Source organism: Cupriavidus taiwanensis (assembly GCF_900250115.1).
Lineage (GTDB): Bacteria > Pseudomonadota > Gammaproteobacteria > Burkholderiales > Burkholderiaceae > Cupriavidus > Cupriavidus taiwanensis_B.
In genome coordinates, this window is sequence record NZ_LT984803.1 from 3527194 (window position 1) to 3547617 (window position 20424).

The 20424-nt window shown below is 68.6% G+C and carries 17 protein-coding genes and 1 tRNA gene; 7 read left to right on the forward strand and 11 right to left on the reverse strand.

What is annotated here, in order from left to right; translation table 11 throughout:
- Positions 1-100: 100 nt before the first annotated feature.
- The 4 genes from phhA (at position 101) to CBM2586_RS16475 (ending at position 4125) form a co-directional block, all read left to right on the forward strand.
- Positions 101-1030, forward strand: a complete 930-nt coding sequence (gene phhA, locus CBM2586_RS16460; protein WP_115688514.1) for a phenylalanine 4-monooxygenase — start codon at positions 101-103, stop codon at positions 1028-1030.
- 177 nt (positions 1031-1207) lie between these two features.
- Positions 1208-1507 carry a 4a-hydroxytetrahydrobiopterin dehydratase gene (locus CBM2586_RS16465; protein WP_026164049.1) on the forward strand — a complete coding sequence of 100 codons (300 nt, stop codon included), beginning with the start codon at positions 1208-1210 and terminating at the stop codon, positions 1505-1507.
- Between the two features lie 159 nt (positions 1508-1666).
- A complete protein-coding gene (locus tag CBM2586_RS16470) occupies positions 1667-2371 on the forward strand; it encodes a response regulator transcription factor (RefSeq protein WP_012354320.1) in 705 nt (234 codons plus the stop codon).
- Positions 2372-2496: 125 nt separating this feature from the next.
- Complete coding sequence (locus CBM2586_RS16475) at positions 2497-4125, forward strand: sensor histidine kinase N-terminal domain-containing protein (RefSeq protein WP_373424209.1); 1629 nt, start codon at positions 2497-2499, stop codon at positions 4123-4125.
- Between the two features lie 25 nt (positions 4126-4150).
- Here the strand turns inward: CBM2586_RS16475 and CBM2586_RS16480 are convergent, their stop codons facing one another.
- Positions 4151-4666: an SET domain-containing protein gene (locus tag CBM2586_RS16480; RefSeq protein ID WP_115663521.1), complete on the reverse strand. Its 516-nt coding sequence runs from the start codon at positions 4664-4666 to the stop codon at positions 4151-4153.
- A 1126-nt stretch (positions 4667-5792) separates the two neighbouring features.
- Here CBM2586_RS16480 and CBM2586_RS16485 point away from each other — a divergent pair.
- Together CBM2586_RS16485 and CBM2586_RS16490 are read left to right on the forward strand one after the other, a co-directional pair.
- Positions 5793-6071 (forward strand): HU family DNA-binding protein, encoded by a 279-nt coding sequence (locus CBM2586_RS16485; protein WP_012354324.1) that lies wholly within the window; start codon positions 5793-5795, stop codon positions 6069-6071.
- Positions 6072-6311: 240 nt separating this feature from the next.
- Positions 6312-7310, forward strand: a complete 999-nt coding sequence (locus tag CBM2586_RS16490; protein WP_115688518.1) for a DUF2272 domain-containing protein — start codon at positions 6312-6314, stop codon at positions 7308-7310.
- Between the two features lie 75 nt (positions 7311-7385).
- On the opposite strand, the gene dinB is transcribed toward CBM2586_RS16490, so the two are convergent.
- The 3 genes from dinB to CBM2586_RS16505 all read right to left on the reverse strand — a co-directional run bounded on the left by dinB (position 7386) and on the right by CBM2586_RS16505 (position 10721).
- Positions 7386-8465, reverse strand: a complete 1080-nt coding sequence (dinB, locus tag CBM2586_RS16495) for a DNA polymerase IV (RefSeq protein WP_115688520.1) — start codon at positions 8463-8465, stop codon at positions 7386-7388.
- A 64-nt stretch (positions 8466-8529) separates the two neighbouring features.
- Complete coding sequence (rarD, locus tag CBM2586_RS16500; protein WP_115688522.1) at positions 8530-9435, reverse strand: EamA family transporter RarD; 906 nt, start codon at positions 9433-9435, stop codon at positions 8530-8532.
- A gap of 149 nt (positions 9436-9584) precedes the next feature.
- Positions 9585-10721 carry a TRAP transporter substrate-binding protein gene (locus CBM2586_RS16505; RefSeq protein ID WP_092315506.1) on the reverse strand — a complete coding sequence of 379 codons (1137 nt, stop codon included), beginning with the start codon at positions 10719-10721 and terminating at the stop codon, positions 9585-9587.
- A gap of 502 nt (positions 10722-11223) precedes the next feature.
- Here CBM2586_RS16505 and CBM2586_RS16510 point away from each other — a divergent pair.
- Positions 11224-12870, forward strand: coding sequence for a carbohydrate porin (locus tag CBM2586_RS16510; protein WP_115688524.1), 1647 nt, complete (start codon positions 11224-11226; stop codon positions 12868-12870).
- On the opposite strand, the gene CBM2586_RS16515 is transcribed toward CBM2586_RS16510, so the two are convergent.
- The 7 genes from CBM2586_RS16515 to rsmB all read right to left on the reverse strand — a co-directional run bounded on the left by CBM2586_RS16515 (position 12854) and on the right by rsmB (position 20310).
- Positions 12854-13582, reverse strand: a complete 729-nt coding sequence (locus CBM2586_RS16515) for an aquaporin (protein WP_115663516.1) — start codon at positions 13580-13582, stop codon at positions 12854-12856. The two genes, CBM2586_RS16510 and CBM2586_RS16515, sit on opposite strands and share 17 nt — an antisense overlap.
- Before the next feature lie 297 nt (positions 13583-13879).
- On the reverse strand, positions 13880-14371 hold the full coding sequence (locus CBM2586_RS16520; protein WP_115663515.1) for a hypothetical protein: 492 nt from the start codon (positions 14369-14371) through the stop codon (positions 13880-13882).
- Between the two features lie 307 nt (positions 14372-14678).
- Positions 14679-14754, reverse strand: a tRNA-Phe gene (locus CBM2586_RS16525).
- Positions 14755-14814: 60 nt separating this feature from the next.
- The gene (locus CBM2586_RS16530; protein ID WP_115663514.1) at positions 14815-15525 is read right to left on the reverse strand and encodes a response regulator; all 711 of its coding nucleotides are present in this window, start codon (positions 15523-15525) and stop codon (positions 14815-14817) included.
- 52 nt (positions 15526-15577) lie between these two features.
- Complete coding sequence (locus CBM2586_RS16535; protein WP_115688526.1) at positions 15578-18010, reverse strand: sensor histidine kinase; 2433 nt, start codon at positions 18008-18010, stop codon at positions 15578-15580.
- Positions 18007-18861: a DUF4390 domain-containing protein gene (locus CBM2586_RS16540; RefSeq protein WP_115688528.1), complete on the reverse strand. Its 855-nt coding sequence runs from the start codon at positions 18859-18861 to the stop codon at positions 18007-18009. The genes CBM2586_RS16535 and CBM2586_RS16540 overlap by 4 nt, the downstream gene beginning before the upstream one ends.
- A 9-nt stretch (positions 18862-18870) precedes the next feature.
- Entirely contained in the window at positions 18871-20310 is a 1440-nt protein-coding gene (gene rsmB, locus CBM2586_RS16545) for a 16S rRNA (cytosine(967)-C(5))-methyltransferase RsmB (RefSeq protein ID WP_115688530.1), read from the reverse strand.
- Positions 20311-20424: the final 114 nt, after the last annotated feature.

Here is a 20424-nt window from a genome sequence, read left to right on the forward strand (position 1 = left end):
TGCGGACAGATTGCGGCTTCGCGCGCCTAAACTACGCAGTAAATCCGCATCCATGCTGGCGCCGACGCAGCCAGCGCGCATTCCAGGAGACACCAGCAATATGTCCATCGCCATGGCCACCGAAGCCCCCGGCGCCTTCCAGGGCACCCTGACCGACAAACTCAAGGAACAGTTCGACGCCGGCCTGCTGTCGGGCCAGGAACTGCGCCCGGACTTCACCATCGCCCAGCCGGTGCACCGCTACACCAGCATCGACCACGCCATCTGGCGCAAGCTCTACGAGCGCCAGGCCGAGATGCTGCGCGGCCGCGTCAGCGACGAATTGCTGCAGGGGCTGGCCACGCTCGGCATGGAAAAGGACCGCGTGCCCGACTTCGACCAGCTCAACCAGACCCTGATGCGCGCCACCGGCTGGCAGGTCGTCGCCGTGCCCGGACTGGTGCCCGACGAGGTCTTCTTCGAACACCTGGCCAACCGCCGCTTCCCGGCCAGCTGGTGGATGCGCAAGCCCGAGCAGCTCGACTACCTGCAGGAGCCCGACTGCTTCCATGACGTGTTCGGCCATGTGCCGCTGCTGATCAACCCGGTCTTTGCCGACTATATGGAAGCCTACGGCAAGGGCGGCCTGAAGGCGGCGGGACTGGGCGCGCTGGAGATGCTGTCGCGGCTGTACTGGTACACCGTCGAATTCGGCCTGATCCGCACCCCGCAAGGGTTGCGCATCTATGGCGCCGGCATCGTGTCGAGCCAGGGCGAGTCGATCTACAGCCTGGACTCGGCCAGCCCCAACCGGATCGGCTTCGACGTGCGCCGCATCATGCGCACGCGCTACCGCATCGACACCTTCCAGAAGACCTACTTCGTGATCGACAGCTTCGAGCAATTGTTCGACGCCACCCGCCCGGATTTCGCGCCGCTGTACGAAGCCCTGCGCGCCCAGCCGACGCTGGGCGCGGGCGACATCGCCGAGGGCGACCAGGTGCTCAGCGCCGGCACCCGCGAAGGCTGGGCCGATACCGAAGACATCTGATCCAGCGCCGCGCGCGCAAACCGGGGGCGCCCTGCCCCCGCCCTGCCCCATTCCCCGCTTTGTGAAACAATGCCGGCATGCCCGCCGCCCCGGCGCGGGCGGGCCGGCTGTCCGCATGGTGCGCATCGTCCGCACCGCGCGGCCTTCGTTTTTTCCAGGAACCAGATCGAGCCCACCATGACCCCTCTGTCCCCGCAAGCCCGTGCCACGCTGCTCGCCGAACTGCCCGGCTGGACCACCGTCGCCGACCGCGATGCGATCTTCAAGCGCTTTACCTTCCACGACTTCAACGCCGCCTTCGGCTTCATGACGCGCGTGGCGATCCAGGCCGAAAAGGCCGACCACCACCCGGAATGGTTCAACGTCTACAACCGGGTCGACATCACGCTGTCCACGCATGACGCCAACGGCCTGACCCAGCGCGACATCGACCTGGCCCACTTCATCGAGCGCGCCGCCGATGCGGTGACCAACTGATGGCGCGGCCGCCGTGGCGGGCGGCTGTAGGCTAACCGTAAGCAAGCGCGCGGCGGCGCCTAGTACAATCTGCGGCAGGCCCGCGCCGCCGTGTGCGCCGTGGGCCCCTGCCCCTGTCTGCCTGCCCGCCATGCCCAACGTCCTTCCCGAGCTGCCGCCATGCGTATCCTGCTGATCGAGGACGACCGCCAGATTGCCAGTGGCGTCGAAGCCGGCCTGTCCCGCGCCGGCCACCAGGTACGCGTCGTCCACGACGGCGTCTATGCCACCGAACACCTGCTGCGCGAGCAGCATGATTTGGTCATCCTCGACCTGGGCCTGCCCGGCATCGACGGCATGACCCTGCTGGCGCGCTACCGCGCCCGCAACCGCACCACCCCCGTCATCATCCTGACCGCGCGCGACGAGCTGGAGGACAAGCTCTCGGGACTGAACGCCGGCGCCGACGACTACCTGATCAAACCCTTCGCCCTGCCCGAGCTGGAAGCGCGCGTGCGCGTGCTGCTGCGCCGCAGCCAGCATGGCGAGGCCGCGCCCGAGCGCGACGTGCGCCTGGGCCGGCTGCGCCTGTCCGGCAACGACCGCCGCATGTTTATCGACGCGCGCCCGCTCGAGCTGTCGCCGCGCGAGTTCGCGGTGCTGGAGCTGCTGCTGCAGCGCCAGGGCCGCGTGGTCAGCAAGGCCCAGCTGCAGGACCACCTGGCCACCTTTGCCCACCCCGCCGGCGAAGGCGGCGATACCGTCGGCGACACCGCGATCGAGGTCTACGTGCACCGCGTGCGCAAGAAGCTCGAGGACAGCGACGTCGAGATCGTCACCGTGCGTGGCTTCGGCTACCTGCTGCAGATCCGCGCCGGACAATGAAACCGCTCCGGCCGCGCCGATCCGACCCGCGGCCCTGGCCTTCGGCCTAGCCGGCAATGTGGCCTCGCTCCCGCACCTCCTCCCGGGTTTCCTGGCGCACGGCCTCCCGCATCGCAACGCGGAACGTGCCCCCGTCTTCCGCTGCGGCTGACGCCGCCGGCGCCAGCCCTGCGCCCGCGGCGACGCGCCAGGCTTCCCGCCCCGGCTCCAATATCAGCCTGCGCGTGCACCTGCTGCGCGCGCTGGCCACGCCGCTGTTCGCGCTGGTGCTGACCAGCGGTTCGCTGTCGTACTGGCTGGCGGCGCACTACACCACGCAGGTGTTCGACCGCGCGCTGTACGGGGTGGCCAACAACATCGCCCAGCAGATCCGCATCGCCGGCCCGCGCCTGGAGCAGGACATCCCGATGATCGCGCAGACGCTGGTCGAGGCCGAGGGCACCGACCGCATCTACTGGCGCATCCACGGCCCCGACGGGCTCATCGGCGGCATGGACACCTGGCTGGGCTACGGCACCGGCCAGACCACGCTGCATGACGCGCGCCTGTTCTACGCCTGGTTCAGCGGCCGCCAGGTGCGCGCGGTGCGGCTGCCGGTGATGCTGCCCAGCGCGGCGGTGGACGAACTCGGCACCAGCGAGGCCGGCAAAGCCGCACGCGGGCCGATCGTGGTCGAGGTGGCGGAACTGCTGGACCGGCGCGAGACCGCCGCCAACGAGATCCTGCTGTCGGTGTCGGTGCCGCTGATCCTGCTGCTGCTGGTCGGCAGCCTGATCCTGTCGCACGTGCTCAAGGAAGAGCTGGTGCCGCTGCAGATCCTGGCCGACAAGCTCAACCGCCAGACCGCGCGCTCGCTGGCGGCGCTGGACGAAACCCAGGTGCCGGCCGAGGTGGCGCCGCTGATCCGCGGCCTGAACGCGCTGCTGGCGCGGCTGCGCGACGCGCTCGACGCGCAGCGCAAGTTCATTGCCGATGCCGCGCACCAGCTGCGCACGCCGCTGACCGCGGTCAAGCTGCATGCCGACCGGGCGCAGACCGCCGATTCGCTGGAAGTGGCCCGCCATGCGCTGCGCGAGGTGCAGACCGCGGCGGACCGCGCGGTGCGGCTGTCCAACCAGCTGCTGTCCCTGGCGCGGGCCGAGCCCGGGCTGTCGCTGGAACGGCTGGGGCCGGTCGAACACTTCGACCTGGCCGAGCTGGCCTTCGAGATCGGCGCCGAGTGGGTGCCGCAGGCGCTGGCGCGCCGCATCGACCTGGGCTTCGAGATCCTGCCCGGCCCCACCTTCACCGGCAGTGCGCCGGCCGTGGTGCGCGGCAACCGGCTGCTGATGCGCGAGGCGCTGTCCAACCTGATCGACAATGCGGTGAAATACGTGCCGTCGGGCGGACGCATCACGGTGCGCGCCGGCGGCGAGGCCATGGGTCACCGCGGCATGGCGGTGGTGATGGTGGAAGACAACGGCCCCGGCATCCCGCCGCAGCGGCGCGAGGAAGTGTTCAAGCGCTTCTTCCGCGGCGACCGCGCGCCGGAGCCCGGCGGCGGCCGCGCCGACCAGGTGGGCGGCGCCGGTCTGGGGCTGGCCATCGTGCATGAGATCGTGACCCTGCACCACGGCACCATCCGCATCGAGGACGTGCCGCCCGCGCCGGGCGCGGCGGCCCAACCCACCGCCACGGACAGCACGCCCGCGCGGCGCGCGGTGATGCGCTTCGTGATCCGGATCCCCTGCGAGCCGGCAGGGTCGGTGGCCTGAACCCGCTGCGGCGCGGGCGGCGGCCTTACTTGGCCTTCTTTTTCTTTTCCTTGGGCGCCAGCATGGTGCCGCGGCATTGCGGGCTGCCGCAGCGGCACTCGAATTCCTTCTTCAGCTTGGCGGTATAGCGCGCGTCGATCACCAGGCCGTAGTCATAGAACAGCTCCTCGCCCTGGGCAATGTCGCGCAGCGCGTGAATGAAGACGCGGCCCTTCTTTTCACGCGCCTCGCAGTTGGGCTCGCAGGCGTGGTTGATCCAGCGCGCGCGGTTGCCGCCGTACTTGGCGTCGATGACGCTGCCGTCGTCCAGGCTGAAGTAGAAGGTGTGGTTGGGATCGCCGGGATCGTGCGGATGGCGCTCCAGCGCCTTCTTCCAAGAGATGTGCTCGCCCTTGTACTCGATCACCCGCTCGCCCTCGGCAATCGGGGCGATGGCATAGACGCCCTTGCCGTGCACGCCCGACTGGCGCACCTCGATCCGGTCGCTCGCCGTTTTCTTGCTGCTCTCGCCCGCTGCCTTGCGCTTTGCCTTGTCCGCCATTTGCCTGTCCGTGCTTTCGCCTGTTGTGCCTGGGTGGCCGGTGCCGGCCACCCGGCGCGAGCGGGGATGATACCGGGGCGACCGCGACACGTATACGTAGCTACACCTCCCTGCCTTCCTGCCAGCCGCCCGAGCCGCGTCCCCACGACGTATACGGCCAACGGCTCACCGGGTATACGCCCCACTCGCATACCAGCCGCATGTGGATAACCCGGGCCCGATCTGTGGACAAGGACGCGGATTGGGTGTGGGCTGCCTGGGGCTGGCATGGGGATGCCTCGGGCATAAGTCGGAGAGGGTCCGGCTCGCACCTCATCCATCGGGCTGAGTCTTCCACTTCGGCCAACATTCGACGAGACCACTTCTCGTTTACGTAAACCCTTGAAGGCAAAGATGTTTACGGGGTTTTCCACAGCGGGCGCGGGGGTTTACCTACTACTACTATCTGTATACATGAAAGAAAAAGGTAAACCGAAAGAACGACGCCGGCGCTGAGGCATCATCCGAAAGGCGACAGGCGTAAACCGCAGGTTTGCGAGAGACTTTCTGTTTGTCCATGGGGCGGCGTGTATACCGGCGACGTAAACACGGCGGCAAGATCGATTGACGCGGTATACGCGCATGCCGCCGATGCCGGTTTAGCGCGGCGGCAGATGGTGCATGCATGCGCCGAATAACGCTGAACAGTGCTGGCTGTAGCGCCGACCTGGACATGCACCATAGTGCATCTGAGTTCATTGGAGCCCTGCAGGGCCTCCAGTCCGTTCAGCACGCCCGGGGTGCCCCTGCCCCCGGAGAGCGTCTCAAGGCCGTCAGCGGCCTTCTGCAGGCGCCTGGCGGGGGTATACCGTGCCACGCCGATTGCGGCAGCCAAAGTCGCCTGGCGCACGGCATTTGCCGTTTACGCCTCTATTCCTGCCGCTGGCGGGCCCCGACGTGACCCCCTCGATTTGCCGCCAGCCCCGTGCTGGCGCGGCCTTGCGGAAACGACCAGGTAACAATCTGTTCCCGGTGCGCCTTGTCCGACACGGTATCATGTGGCCCGCGGCGTCTTAGCCGGAGCGGTGCCAGCCTGGCCGCCCGGCCGCGGACGCCTGTGTTTTATAAACTCGATACGGAGTGAAGCATGACGAAAACCGAACTGATCGACGCTATCGCAGCCGGGGTGGACGGTCTGACCAAGGCCAAGGCGGAACAGGCACTGAACGTGACCCTGTCGGCCATCATGGACGCTGTGGCCAAGGGTGACACGCTGAGCCTCATCGGCTTTGGCACGTTCAGCAAGGGCGAGCGTGGCGAGCGCATGGCGCGCAACCCGCGTACCGGCGAAGAAATCAAGGTCGAAGCCGCCAAGACCGTGAAGTTCAAGGCTGGCCAGAAGTTCAAGGACGCTGTCAACCAGTGATCCTGACGGGCTGCGCTGCAGAGCCCGGTATTGCCTGACCCCGCCATGCCGCCGCCCCGGTGCCCGAGGGCGCAGGCGCGCGCCAGGCGGGGACGTTATCCACAGTCGTGAACTGAAGATCCTGCAGTATCCGCCGCATCGCCCGCTCCGCGCCTGGGCGATGGCGCGCCAAGTCTTTCAACGGGCGTCCAGCCTTGGCCAGAACTCGCCATGCCGGGCGCCGTGCCATGTGGGGCCAACATGCTTGCCCGTCCGCAGCACCGCAGATCTCCACAGCGTTATGCACAACGCTTTCCACAGCCGATTCCACAGCGTTCTCCACAGGTGCGTGCGCCGCTGCGCGCCGCCTGTGCGGCCGCGCTGCTGGCGCTGCTGAGCGCCTGCACCACGCTCATCGAGCCGGCCCGGCCGCAGGCGCGGGCGCTGCCGGACACTGAGCGGCCGGTGACGAGCCCGGGCGCCACGCCGCGCGAGCGCATCGTCGAGATCGCCACCCAGGAATGGACCCGCTGGGGCGGACAGGTGGTGCGGCTGGGCCGCGACGACACCTCTTGCGTGACCTACAGTCCGGTGCCGGCGCCGGAATTGCCAGCCGAGCTGCCGCCGTCGTATCCGACCGACGCCGCCGCGCCTGCCGTGGCCACCACCGATACCGAGTCCAAGACCAACGGCAACCCGCCGCCGGCAGCCAGCTGCCTTTCTTTCCCGGACGGCACCGGCATGGAGGCCACCCCGCTGGGCTGCACGCTGGCGCGCCGCTACTGGGGCATCGTCGGCGAAACGCCCGGCTGCAGGCAGGTCACGCAGGGCGCGTGGGCCTGGTCGGCGGTCTTTGTTTCATGGGTCCTGCGCAAGGCTGGGCTGGACGAGCGCCAGTTCCTGACTGGCCAGTCGCACTCGATGTACGTGGTCGATGCCCGCGACGGCATCCTGCCCCATCCCGCATTCCGCATCGAGCCGGTGCCGGCGATGCCCCGCCCCGGCGACATCATCTGCGCCGGCCGCGGCCGTGACCGCTATCTCGAGGACATTGCCGAGATTGGTTTCGGCACCACGCCGATGCATTGCGACATCGTGGTCGCCGTGGATCCGGCCGCGCGCGTGGTGCGCGCCATCGGCGGCAACGTCCAGCAATCGGTATCGATGGAAGAGATCGAGCTGGGCGATTCGGGCCGGCTCGACGGGGTCACCAACTCGCACATGCCGTGGCTGCTGGTGATGCGCAACGACCTGCAGTAGGCCGGTGTATCGATGCGATTTATCAGCGAACGGTCAATTGCTGCGCGCTGATAAATCGAGTAAATATTCGTGCGCTCAGTCGAACAGCTGCAGCTGCGCGGTATCCCGGTCGCTCGTGGCCACCCCAACCCCCAGCAGCCGCACCGGCAAGCCCCGGCGCGCATGGCCTTCGGCCAGCAGCCGTGCATAGACGCCGCGATCCGGGGCATGGCCGCGGCATTCCACCGTGGTCTGCCGGAAGTCCGAGAAGCGCAGCTTTACCGTGAGCTTGTCGATGGTGTCATGCGCCTGGGCGCGCGCAATGCGCGCCTCCAGCATGGCGATCAGCGGTTCCAGTTCGGCCAGGCACGCCTGCAGGTCGGGCAAATCGTCGGCATAGGTCTCTTCCACGCTGATCGACTTGCGCTCGCGTTCGGGCGTGACTGCGCGCTCGTCGACGCCGCGGCACAGCTTGTACAGCCGCGCCCCGAACACGCCGAACTCGCGATGCAGGCGGTCCGGCGACCACGGCCGCAGGTCGCCGCAGGTCTCGGCCCCCAGCCGGCGCAGCTTGGCCGAGGTGACCTTGCCCACCCCATGGATGCGCTCCACCGGCAGCGCGGCGACAAAGGCATCGACCGCGGCCGGCCTGACCACGAACAGGCCGTCGGGCTTGTTCCAGTCGCTGGCGATCTTGGCGACGAACTTGCTGGGACCCACGCCGGCCGACACGGTCACCCCGACCTCGTCCCGCACGCGCTGGCGGATCTCTTCGGCGATGCGGGTGGCGCTGCCGGCATGGTGGGTGCACAGGCTGACATCGAGGTAGGCCTCGTCCAGCGACAGCGGCTCGACCAGTGCGGTGTATTCGCGGTAGATCGCAAAGATGCGGCGCGAGACCTCGCGGTACTTGTCCATCGCAGGACGCACGATCAGCAGGTCCGGGCAGCGCTTGAGCGCCTGCGCCGACGCCATCGCCGAACGCACGCCGTAGGCGCGTGCCTCGTAGTTGCAGGTGGCGATCACCCCGCGCCGGTCGGGCGCGCCGCCCACGGCCATCGGCCGGCCGCGCAGCGACGGGTCGTCGCGCATTTCGACCGAGGCGTAGAAGCAGTCGCAGTCGCAATGGATGATCTTGCGCTGGACCGCGGCACTGGCGTCAGGCGGGGCGGACATGGCGGCCGGGATGGGGAGCGGCTAGCTGGATATTATCTGCGGGATGAATAGCAGATATCGTTTTTCACGTCGTCTCATTGATCGATTGGATGCCGGCGGACTTCTGCCGCGCATTCATCCACAGCCCTTCGGCCGCATACAAGGCCAGCGACAGCCAGATCAGCGCGTACCCCACCTGCTTCTGCGCCGGGAACGGCTCGTGCCACAGCCATACGCCCAGCAGCAGTTGCAGGGTCGGACCGGTGTACTGCAGCAAACCCAGCAGCGACAGCGGAATGCGCCGCGCGCCGGCGGCAAAAAACAGCAGTGGCACCGCCGTCACCGGCCCGGCCAGCAACAGCAGCCACTGCGTACCCGGCGCTGCGTGAGTGAAGCTGTCCTGGCCGGTGGCGAACAGCCAGCCCAGCGCCGCCGCGGCCAGCGGGAACAGCAGCAGCGTTTCCAGCGACAGCCCTTCCAGCGCGCCCAGCGCACCGGTCTTGCGCAACAGCCCATAACCGCCAAAGCTGGCGGCCAGGCCCAGCGCGATCCAGGGCAGCTGCCCCGCCGCCACCGTCAGCCAGGCCACGCCGGCCGCCGCCACCGCGATCGCCAGCCATTGCACCCGGCGCAGGCGCTCATGCAGGAACACCACGCCGAGCAGCACGCTGAACAGCGGATTGATGAAATACCCCAGGCTGGCGTCGACCACGCGGTTGGCCGACACCGCCCAGATATAGAGGAACCAGTTCGCGCACAGCAGCGCCGCGCTGGCGGCAAACGACAGCAACAGGCGCCGGTCCCTGACCACCTGGCCCAGCCACGCCCACTGGCGGCGCCAGGCCAGGATCAGCCCCAGGAAGACCAGCGACCACACCATCCGGTGCAGCAGGATCTCCATGGGGGCGATACCGGGCAGCGACTTGATGTAGAGCGGGAGCAGGCCCCAGATGAGGTACGCCAGCAGGGCGTAGAGAATGCCGAGTTGCATAAGGTTTTCCGATCGATGCCGGCGATTCTACCGGGGCCGCGCCATCCCCGCCGGCGCGCGCCGCGTGCGGCCGCCGCCAATAAAAAACCCCATGCTCCCGAAGGACCATGGGGTTTGCGGCGGGCCCGGTTGCCCGGGCGCCACGCGGCTTACAGCTTGCGCGCGAAGCTGAACTGGGCGAAGCCCTGCTCGGCCACGTTGAACCAGGCGGCCTGGTTGTTGCGGAACACGCGCCAGTCGTCGTAGATCTTCTTGAACGACGGGTTCTTCGCGGTTTCGTCGGCGTAGGACTCCTGGGTCGCCTTGAAGCACGCTTCCATGATCTCCTTGGAGAACGGACGCAGCTTGACGCCGTTTTCCAGCAGGCGTGCCAGCGCCTGCGGGTTGACCGTGTCGTACTTGGCCGTCATGGCGGTGTGCGCCTCGATAGTGGCGGTTTCCAGCGCGCGCTTGTACAGCGCGGGCAGCTTCTCGAACTCGCTGGCCGATGCGTAGAACGACAGCTGCGCGCTGCCTTCCCACCAGCCCGGATAGTAGTAGTACGGGGCCACCTTGTAGAAGCCCAGCTTCTCGTCATCGTACGGGCCCACCCACTCGGCCGCGTCGATGGTGCCCTTCTCCAGCGCGGGGTAAATGTCGCCGCCGGCAATCTGCTGCGGCACCACGCCCAGGCGCGACAGCACCACGCCGGCAAACCCGGCGATGCGGTACTTCAGGCCCTGCAGGTCGGCCACGGTCTTGATTTCCTTGCGGAACCAGCCGCCCATCTGCGCGGTGGTGTTGCCGCCCAGGAAATTGACGACGTTGTATTCCTTGAAGAACTCGCGCATCAGCTTCATGCCGTTGCCCTGTAGCATCCAGGCATTCTGCTGGCGCGTGGTCAGGCCGAACGGCACGGTGGTGTCGAAGCACAGCGTCGGGTTCTTGCCAAAGTAGTAGTAGCCGGCGGTGTGGCCGATCTGCACGGTGTTGTTCTGCACCGCGTCCAGCACCTGCAGGCCCGGCACGATTTCGCCGGCGGCGAAGACCTTGATGTTGAACTTGCCGTCGGTCAGTTCGCGGACCCGGGCCGACAGCGTCTCGGCGCCGCCGAAGATGGTGTCGAGCGACTTGGGGAAGCTCGAGGCCAGGCGCCATTCCACGGCAGGGTTGCTGCCCACGACAGCCGGCGCGGCCGGGCCGCTGGCGGCGACAGGCGCTGCCTTTTCTTCACCCTTGCCGCACGCGGCCAGTGCCCCGGTGGCAGCCACGGCCGACGCTTTCAACAGAAAGGAACGACGTTCCATCTCCACTTCTCCTCTTATAGATATTGATCCGGATGCGGGCGCACGGCTTGCATGAGGCCGCGCGCCGGACCGTGACGCACCGGCCGACGGGGTAACGGCGGCCTGCGCAGCGCAGTGCCTGTGGCGAACGGGCACGGCGGCGTGCCCTGCATGCCAGACGCTGGTACCGCGCCCACGGCCGAGGGCTGTCTTACCCGAAAGACAAGCCAGCCGATTATAGCGGTGGCCCTTTCGGCACGGGGCCCCGCGCAAGTGCGGGTTTTCGCTAGTCGAATGCGCCATTTTCGCTGTTTTTCGTATTGTGAGACGCCGCACGGTGTGATGGATTTTGTAACCCGGCTTGCGGTCAAATGGTCTCGGCTGATAAAAAACAGTCCCGCCTCCGGAGCCCTGCCTGCCGGATATCCTTGTGGCCCGCTGAATCGCCCCGTTGCCGTACCAATTGCCCGCTTGTTCTCGTCGACTCCCCCTGAAGCCGCCCGGTCCCTGCGCGGGCCGCTGCGTGCCGCTGCGCCGCCTCGGCTTTGCCGTGCTGGCCGCCTGGGGTCTGGCGGCATGCGCGCAGAGCGGCGCCCCGGCGACGGGCGCGGACGGATCCGCGGCCGCCTTGCAGCCGCCGCGCATCGCGCCGCGGCCGGCGGTGCCGGCAAGCGTCACCGCGTCAGTGGCGGCGCCTGCCCCGCCACCAGTAGCGGCGACCGCCGCAGCGGCATCGGCCGCGCCGGCCACGACGGAGGATCCGCTCGCCGCGCTGATCGCCGGGGCAGCGGCGCCCGCGGCGAGTGTGACCGTACCCGCTGCGGCGGACACCAGCCTCGCCGGAGCCCCGCCGCCGGTCGATCCAGCGTTCGTCGGCCCACCCGAGCCCCCGGCCCCGCCGCCACCGCCACTGGTGCTGTTCCCGCCCAGGCTCGGCGAGTTCCAGGCCGAGGCGCCGCCTGCCCAGGCTCAAGGCGCTGCGGACGCGGGCACCCCGTCGGACGCGCCGCCGGTGCTGCATTCCCAGCTGCCCGCCGATGACCCGGCGGGCGAGTCCGTGTGGCGCCTGAGCTACAGCGGCCGCGCCGCGGTCGAGGATCGTTCGTCCACCATGCGCGCCTGCCCCGGCGGCGCGCTGTCGAGCGGCATCGGTAGCGGGCTGGCCTGCCGCAGCGCGGGCGAGGTCCGGATCCGCGAGTCGGTGCTGGACCTCGACGGTGGCGCCCAGGTGATGCTGATCGCCCAGGCGCGCGGCACGGACGCCACCACCGTCAATGGTCGCCCCGCGGCGATCGATCCCTATGCGCTGGTGCCACAGTTCTATACGGCGGTCAGCGGGCTGGCGGTGCTGGACGGCGCTACCATGTGGGCCGGCCGGCGCGACAACGCGCCGTTCCTGATGTCGTCCGGCCTGCTGCCGCCCAATTCGACGGCGATGCGCTTTGGCGTTGACAACGCCAGGCTGATCGGCGATATCGGCCTGAACTACCAGTACACCGCGCGCGCCGACCAGAACGGCCAGAACCTGCCCAGCTACCACTCGCTGCGCACCGCGCCCATCCCCACCAATGAACAGGGTTCGGTCCAGCTTGGCTTCACGCGGGTGGAAGCGCAGCCGCTGGTGGAGGATCCGGGCGGGGCGTGGTGGGCGTCGGCGTTGCACGAGCAGAAAGGCGTGCTGTTCGGCACCAACCGGCTGGGGGTGCAGTTTGGCTCGGGTTCGCGCAATGCCATGACCGGCTATACCGGCATGGGACCGTCGCTGTCGCGCACGCGCGTGGCCGACTCGATCGAATGGAAGAGCCGCTGGGGGCTGAGCGGCGCGGTGGAGCAAAGCCTGCAGTTCGACCGTTCGCCGGTCGGCACGCTGCAATGGACCACCACGCGCCTGCGTCCCGCCTACGTGGCCAGCAGCCAGTTCCGGCTGAACTTCGAGGTGTCGCACGACCAGATCTCGTCCGGCTTCGGCGTCAGCGGCCAGCGCACCGCGCTGACGGTGGCGCCGACGCTGACGCTGGGCAAGTCGGCCGGCAATGCCAACCTGCGCGCCTTCTACACCTACAGCCGCGCCAGCGACGTGGATGGCATCGGCTACACCGCGCCGGCGGACGCGTGGGCGTCGCAGCCGAGCGGCTCGATCTTCGGCGTGCAGCTCAATCGGCGCTGGTAGTTGCGCTGGCAGTCGCGCCGCTCAGGGTACCGACCGGCGCCGGCGCCACGGCGGCGGGTTTGCGAAACAGCCAGTGGAACAGCAGCGTGGCCGCCAGCCCGCCGCCGATCTGGGCCAGCACGAAGCCTGGCACGTCCTGCGGCCGGATCCCGGTGAAGGTATCGGTCAGCGCGCAGGCCAGCGTCAGCGCGGGATTGGCGAACGAGGTCGACGACGTGAACCAGTACCCTGCGGTGATGTAGCCGGCCACCACGAACGGCACCAGCTGCGGCCGGCTGCGCAACGTGCCGATGCCCACGCCGACCAGGCCGAAGGTCGCCACAAACTCGCTCCACCACATCGACGCGCCGGTGCGGCTCTGCGCCGACCACGCCAGTGCCGGCTCGCCGAACATGGCATGCGCCGCGAGCACGCCGCAGACGCCGCCCGCCAGCTGCACCAGCACGTAGCGCAGCGCATCGCGTGGGGCCAGTGTGCCCTGCACCAGCGCCGACAAGCTCACCACCGGGTTGAAATGCCCGCCCGAGACGGCCCCCAGCGACACCAGCAAGGCCACCAGCCCGGCGCCCGTGGCGAGCGAATTCGCCAGCAGTGCGAGCGCGGTATCGCCGGCGGCGAGGCGCTCGGCACGAATGCCCGAGCCGACCACGATGGCCACCAGCAGCGCGGTGCCGAGTCCTTCCGCCACCAGGCGGCGCGCCAGCGTACTCATCGCTGCGCCGCGCCGGTGCTGCGGCGCGAAGCATGGGCGGGAGCAAGGCCGGCCCGCCGCTTTGGGTCGGGGCCGGTGGCGAAAACGATGGGGATAGCGCGCAGCAGCAAGATGGACAACGTCGCCTGAGACGACGCCTCGAACGGTGGCAGGTCGTTGCCATCAGCATGACAACGCCGCGGCGCAGCGGCTGCGCCCGCGGTCGCGACAGTGTTCCGACCCGGCCCGGACGCGTCAATGCGCGCTGACGTTGTTGTGTGCTGACGCCGGGTTTCGAATCGCGCCGTTCAACGCAATTCAGCGCAACAGGAACGCAATATCCTCGACCACGATATTCGCCACCGGGATGCCCTTGCGGCGCTGGAACAGGATGTGCTGCTGCACGCGGCTGCGCTGTTCGGCAAACACGGCGGGATCGATCGGCGTGCCCGCGCGCATGTAGTGCTGCACCAGCAGCTTGTAGGCGCGATGGCGCACCTGCATGGCCTCGGTCTCGGCGCGCAGCCGCTTGATCTCCGCCGGGCTACGGTCGATGGCCTGGTGCAGCTCTTCCACCGTGCGCGCGTGCAGCTCGCGGTAGACATCGCGCTCGGCTTCCATCTGATGCAGCTCGTCGCGCAGCGCACGGATCTTGTTCTGCAGCTTCAGGGTCTGCGATACCGCTTGCTGCATCCGCCCCGCCGCCCCCAGCGCCTGGCTGGCCGCCGCCACGGTGCTCTTCCACAAGCCACGCTCGCCGGCCGCGCTCTGCGGCGGCCACTGCTTGTCCGTCCCGATCAGTGTGTCCATCGAACCCCCGGTGAAAAGGTATCGGCCCGGGCCGGCGTATCTGCTTTATATAAGACTTGGGATGCGGCTTGGCCGGCCTGGCCCGCCCGCCTGGCGGCGGCGTGTCAGGGCATCGTAGAGAGACATGGATCGGGTGCCAAGTAGAAGATTTTTATTTCTGGATTGGGTGTTGCGCGCCGCGCAAAATGGCTGCCGTGGGTCGTCAGGGGCTGCGCAGATGTGTCGCCGGAGAGCGCGGAAGGCATGGCGCGCACAGTGAGCGCCCAATGCAAAAAGCCCGGCTGCAAGAGCCGGGCTTTTCCTGTTCTGGTGGCCTGGGACGGAATCGAACCGCCGACACAAGGATTTTCAATCCTCTGCTCTACCGACTGAGCTACCGGGCCAAAGAAGCGAAACTATAACTGGTCTTTCAAAGCCAGTCAAGCGTCATGTACGGCACTGCCTCAGTGTTCGGCCGGCTCCGGCTTGTTGCGCCCCAGTTCGACGCCGAGCTGCTTGAGCTTGCGGTACAGGTGGGTGCGCTCCAGCCCGGTCTTCTCGGCCACGCGGGTCATGCTGCCGTGTTCGCGCAGCAGGTGGTATTCGAAATAGGCGCGCTCGAACAGGTCGCGCGCTTCGCGCAGCGGCATGTCGAACGAGAACTGCATCTCGGCTTCAGGCACGCGCGCCGGGCTGCCGTTGGGTGCGGCTTCTGCAGTGGTCTCGGGCGTGGCGGCGGCCGTGCCGGGCTCAGACGTCGGCGCGGTGGCGGGTGCCGCGGCGGCCGTGGCGCTGCTGCGCGGGCGTTCGATGCCGCGGGCCAGGCCCTGTTCCACCGCGGACAGCAGCTTCTGCAGCGCGATCGGTTTTTCCAGGAAATTGAGCGCGCCGATCTTGGTGGCCTCGACCGCGGTATCGATGGTTGCGTGGCCCGACATCATGATCACGGGCATGGTCAGCTGTCCCTGCGCGGACCACTCCTTGAGCAGCGTGACGCCATCGGTATCGGGCATCCAGATATCGAGCAGCACGAGATCGGGCGTGCCCGCCGCACGGTAATCGCGCGCCTGTTGCGCGTTTTCCGCGAGTTCGACCACATGGCCTTCGTCGCTGAGGATCTCCGAGAGCAGCTCCCGGATTCCCATTTCGTCATCGACTACGAGGATGGTTGCCATACTTCCCCTCTTAACCCCACCGCAGCGTTCCGGGACCGGACGCCAATGTTGACTATGCCAGTTTAACGAACAGGATCGAGATCTGCGCACCGACGATCTCGGCACCTTCCATGCGATTGCGCAGTTCGATGCGCGCGCCGTGTTCGTCAATGATCTTCTTTACCATCGCGAGCCCGAGACCGGTGCCCTTGGCTTTGGTGGTCACATAAGGCTCGAACGCACGGCTCAGGATGCGTGGTGCAAAACCGGGACCATTGTCCGCAATGGTGAGCTTGACGGCCTGCCGGTTCTCGCCGGCAGAATCTTTGTATTCTACAGTCTCGGTGTGCAGAGTGATATGGGGCGCCGCCCTACCGGCCGCGACGTTCTCCGCCGCAGCGTCCTGCGCGTTCTGCAGCAGGTTGTGGATGACCTGGCGCAGCTGCGTCGGGTCGCCCTTGATCTCGGGCAGCGCACTGCCCAGCGTCGGATGGATCACCGGGTGCTCGTGCACCGCCGGATCGTCGATGCCGTACAGGTGCAGCACCTCGGCCACCAGGCTGTTGAGCTGCAGCGATTGCAGCACCGCCGGCGGCGTGCGCGCGTAGTCGCGGAAATCATCGACCATGCGCTTCATCGCGGCCACCTGGTTGACGATGGTGGCGGCGCCGCGCTTGAGCACGTCGGCATCGGTGCCCTCGAGCTTGGGCGAGAGCTTCATCTGCAGGCGCTCGGCCGAGAGCTGGATCGGCGTGAGCGGGTTCTTGATCTCGTGCGCCAGGCGCCGAGCGACCTCGCCCCACGCCACCGAGCGTTGAGCGGAAATCACATCGGAAATATCGTCGAAGACGATCACATAGCCGGGCTCGTCGCGCTCGCCGCCGGGCAGGCGCGCGCCGCGCACCAGCAGCGTGAGCGGCTGCTCTTCACCTTGCGGCAGTTCGATCTGCTTTTGCCAGTGCTCGGCACCGCCCAGCACCTCGCTGGTGTTCTGGTCCGAGAAGGCTTGCCGCACGATCTCGCCGAACGCGCCCATGCCGGGGATCTGTTCCATCGGCAGCCCCATCACCGCGCCGAAGGGCTGGCGGAAGATGCGCTCGGCGCCGGGGTTGGCGGTGATCAGCACGAAGCGGCGGTCGAACACCAGCACGCCCGCGGTGAGGTTCTGCAGCACGCTTTCGAGGTAAGCCTTCGACTGCTCCAGCGCGGCGCGGTTTTCTTCCACCGCCAGCCGCGCCTCGGCCAGCTGGCGCGTCATCTGGTTGAACTGCTGCGTCAGCATGCCCAGTTCGTCGCGGCTCTTCAGCTCGCGCTTGGGCGACAGATCGCCCTCGGCCACTTCCTTGGTTCCCTGCAGCAGCATCAACAGCGGCCGCGCCAGCTGGCCGCCGAGCAGCAGCGCCAGCATCACCGCGATGAACACCGCCAGGAACAGCGTCAGCGTCAGCGTGCCGATATACATCTTGCGCAGGCCGGTGCGGCCCAGCGCCTTCTCCTGGTATTCCTGGTACGCGCGCTGGACCTCGTCGGCATTGCGCGCGAGCACCGCCGGCACCGGATGCAGCACCTGCAGGTAGCGCTCTTCGCGCACGGTCTCCCCGACCAGGCCGAAGCCGCTCGACGGCGAGTCTTCCGGGCTGCGCTCGACCGACAGGCCGGAGCCGGCCCAGCGCGACGAGCGTGACAGCGCACGCGGTGCGCTGGCGGCGCCGACCGTATCCTGCGCGGGCCCCGGTGCCGCGCCCAGCGGGATGATCACGCGCAGGCGGTACAGGTGGCTGCTGTCGACGCGCTCGGCCGCCTGGCCGCCATCGCTCGACGGATCGGTGCCGCCCTCGACCGCGGCATAGCCGCCCGCCAGCCGCGCCTGTTCCGCCAGCACGCCGGAAGGCAGGTCCGGCACCAGCGAGGCATAGTTGCTGGACGCGGATGCCAGCACGCGGCCGCTGCCGGTGAAGATGGCGGCTTCCTGCACGCCGTATTGCTCGCGCAGCCGGTTCAGCTGCAGCGAGGTGGCCACGCCGGAGGCGCCGGCCAGCTGCTCGGACATCAACCGCGCCTTGACCTGCAGGTCGGCCAGCGCGCCGTCGATGGTGGAGCGTCCCAGGTTCAGTCCGGCCTCGAGCGCGGTTTCCACGCGCACGTCGAACCAGGACTCGATGCTGCGCGAGACAAATTGCAGCGACACCAGGTAGATCAGCACCCCGGGCAGCACGCCCACCACGCCGAAGAACACCGCGAGCTTGGTCATCAGCCGCGTGCCGAACTTGCCGCGGCGATAGCGCAGCCACAGCGTGACCGCGAGCGCGCCCACGGTCAGCACCAGCAGCGCGCCGATCACCAGGTTCACCTTGAACAGCAGCGTGAAATAGCGATCGAAGAATTCGGTATTGGCCGACGCGCCCGCCAGCAGGCCCACCAGCACCAGCGCCAGGAACACGATGATGCCGGCCACGACGCGGTACAGCACGCGCCGGAAGCGGCTGTCCCACAACGGGTTGCTCATGGCTGGCCCGGCGCGGGCTGCGCCAGCATCGCCGGCGACAGCGCGTACGACGCGGCCTGCAGATACAGCCCGCGTCCTTCCACCAGGACACGCTCGTTGGCCGCGGCCGGCATCGAGGCCGGAGACGGTGCGGGCGCGGGCAGGGTCGGCGAGGCCGGCAGCGCGGGCGATGCGGGCAACGCGGGCGGCGGTGCCGGCGGCTGCGGCGGTGGCGCGGGCGGCGCGCTCAGGTCGGTCGGCACGGTGTAGGTGAAGCGCCGCCAGTCGGACGCCAGGTTCCAGTCGCGCGTGTTGACGGCGTTGATCTGGAACGGCTTGGGCAACTGCGACAGGTCCAGCCGCATGCGCACTTCGGCGTTGTAGGTCTCGCCGGGCTTGACCGCGTTGCGCTCGAACACGCGCCAGCCGCGCACGCGCTGGATAAACTGCAGCGCGCTCTTCAGCCGCGTGAACGGCAGCTGCAGGCCGCCGGTGGAGATGCGGTACTGGCGTGTCAGCGGCTGGTACGACAGCCGCACGCTGCGGGTGGTGTTGACCGGCTTGTCGTCGAACCAGTACCAGCGCGAGCGCGACAGCTGGAAGTCGACCGCGAAATACAGCGAGATGCCCTTGTGCAGCGCGTCCTCGAGCGCGGGCGGCAGGTCGAAGTCGAAGCTGGCGGCAAGCTCGAAGCCGCCGTCCTGGTATTCGACGCGGGCCTCGGTGGCTTCGATCACCTGTGCCTGCGCCGCGCGGGGCAGCCACAGCACGGCGGCCAGCGCCAGCAGCAGCGCGAGTGCCCGGCGCGCCAGCCGTCCGCAGCGGAGGTCCACTTCAACGCGAAAGCCTGACAGGCGCGGCATGCTCGGCATCGGATCAGATCAGGCGCGTTTCTGGAAGCGGGCGTAGAAGAAGCCATCGTGATCGGATGGCAGGCTGGTACCGTCGGTGCCGCCGGTGCTGTCAAGGGTGGCCTTGGCACCGTCCGGGCCCGCGGCAAGCGTTGCTTGGGTGCCGGGCAGCAGCTGTCCCGGCGCCTGCAATCGTATCGCATCCGCCAGTTGCTCACCAAACCAGCGCGCCTGCTCCTCGCCCTCCGTTGGGAAAATAGAACAGGTGACATAGACCAGGATGCCGCCCGGCTTGAGCAGGGGCCACAGCTGCGAGACGATGCGGCGTTGCTCGGTGATGAGCTTGGCGATATCGGTTTCGCGGCGCAGCCAGCGGATATCGGGATGGCGCCGCACGATGCCCGAGGCCGAGCACGGCACGTCAGCGAGGATGCGGTCGAACGGCTGTCCGTCCCACCAGTCGGCGGGCCGGCTGGCATCGCCGACCACGATCTTCGCCGACTTGCCCAGGCGCGCCAGGTTCTCGCCGATGCGGGTGGCGCGCTGCGCGTCGCTCTCGACCGCGGTCACTTCGATATCGGCCAGCTCAAGCAAATGCCCGGTCTTGCCGCCGGGCGCCGCGCAGGCATCGAGCACGCGCATGCCGTCGGCCACCTCGAGCAGCGGTGCGGCCAGTTGCGCGCCAGCGTCCTGCACCGAGACCACGCCTTCGGCAAAGCCCGGCAGCTGGTTCACCGGGACCGCGCGCACCAGGCGCACGGCCTGCGGACCGACGACGTGCCCGGCCAGGCCGGCATTGGCGAGGTCGGTGCGGTACTGCTGCACCGACACGCGCGCGGTGTTGACGCGTACCGTCATCGGCGGGCGCACGTTGGCGCTGGCGGCCAGCGCCATCCACCGGTCGGGGTAGGCCTCGCGCAGCATGCGCAGCCACCACGGCGGCAGGTTCCAGCGCGCCTGCTCGTCGCGGTTGACCTCGGCCAGCAGCGCCTTGCGTTCGCGCAGGAAACGGCGCAGCACCGCGTTGACCAGTCCGCGCGCATGCGCAGTCTTGGGTTCGGAGGCGGCCGCGCTGACCGCCTGGTCGACCACCGTGAAGGTGCTGTAGCCCGGCCGGCCCGCGTCGGTGTCGTGGCGCGCCGGGTCGGCGCCTTCGTGCCGCTCGCGCGGGCCCGGCCCGTGTTCCAGCAACAGGGCCAGCGCCACCGCCAGCAGCGAATCGACCTGCGCACCGGGCGGGCGCGTCACCAGCCTGGTCACCAGCGCGCGCGCGGTGCCGAACTGGCGCATGGTGCGGTAGGCGATATCCTGCAGCGCGCCGCGGGTGGCGGCATCGCGCACGCGGTCCAGCCGCAGTTGCGCGGCGGCGTCCTCGATCGCCTGGGGCAAGGCCGTGCCTTCGCTGACGGCGCGCACCGCGGTGGCGGCACCAAGCATCTGGAAGGCAAGCGAATCGGGAGGCAGGCGCATATCGGTCAGGCGGCGGATCAGGCAGCGGGTAAGGCGTGAATCGGGAAGGCGTGGGCGCGGGCCAAAAAAAGCCCGCCGGTCCACGCGGAACAGCGGGCAGTTTACCTTGTGCCG

Excerpts from the sequence above, each read along its gene's own strand:
- CBM2586_RS16470 (WP_012354320.1), top strand. The coding sequence starts at position 1,667 with ATGCGTATCCTGCTGATCGAGGACGACCGCCAGATTGCCAGTGGCGTC.
- rarD (WP_115688522.1), bottom strand. The coding sequence starts at position 9,435 with ATGCAACTCGGCATTCTCTACGCCCTGCTGGCGTACCTCATCTGGGGC.
- CBM2586_RS16465 (WP_026164049.1), top strand. The coding sequence starts at position 1,208 with ATGACCCCTCTGTCCCCGCAAGCCCGTGCCACGCTGCTCGCCGAACTG.
- CBM2586_RS16515 (WP_115663516.1), bottom strand. The coding sequence starts at position 13,582 with ATGAGTACGCTGGCGCGCCGCCTGGTGGCGGAAGGACTCGGCACCGCG.
- CBM2586_RS16535 (WP_115688526.1), bottom strand. The coding sequence starts at position 18,010 with ATGAGCAACCCGTTGTGGGACAGCCGCTTCCGGCGCGTGCTGTACCGC.
- CBM2586_RS16520 (WP_115663515.1), bottom strand. The coding sequence starts at position 14,371 with ATGGACACACTGATCGGGACGGACAAGCAGTGGCCGCCGCAGAGCGCG.
- CBM2586_RS16530 (WP_115663514.1), bottom strand. The coding sequence starts at position 15,525 with ATGGCAACCATCCTCGTAGTCGATGACGAAATGGGAATCCGGGAGCTG.
- CBM2586_RS16490 (WP_115688518.1), top strand. The coding sequence starts at position 6,312 with ATGCTTGCCCGTCCGCAGCACCGCAGATCTCCACAGCGTTATGCACAA.
- CBM2586_RS16480 (WP_115663521.1), bottom strand. The coding sequence starts at position 4,666 with ATGGCGGACAAGGCAAAGCGCAAGGCAGCGGGCGAGAGCAGCAAGAAA.
- rsmB (WP_115688530.1), bottom strand. The coding sequence starts at position 20,310 with ATGCGCCTGCCTCCCGATTCGCTTGCCTTCCAGATGCTTGGTGCCGCC.
- CBM2586_RS16540 (WP_115688528.1), bottom strand. The coding sequence starts at position 18,861 with ATGCCGAGCATGCCGCGCCTGTCAGGCTTTCGCGTTGAAGTGGACCTC.
- CBM2586_RS16485 (WP_012354324.1), top strand. The coding sequence starts at position 5,793 with ATGACGAAAACCGAACTGATCGACGCTATCGCAGCCGGGGTGGACGGT.
- phhA (WP_115688514.1), top strand. The coding sequence starts at position 101 with ATGTCCATCGCCATGGCCACCGAAGCCCCCGGCGCCTTCCAGGGCACC.
- CBM2586_RS16505 (WP_092315506.1), bottom strand. The coding sequence starts at position 10,721 with ATGGAACGTCGTTCCTTTCTGTTGAAAGCGTCGGCCGTGGCTGCCACC.
- dinB (WP_115688520.1), bottom strand. The coding sequence starts at position 8,465 with ATGTCCGCCCCGCCTGACGCCAGTGCCGCGGTCCAGCGCAAGATCATC.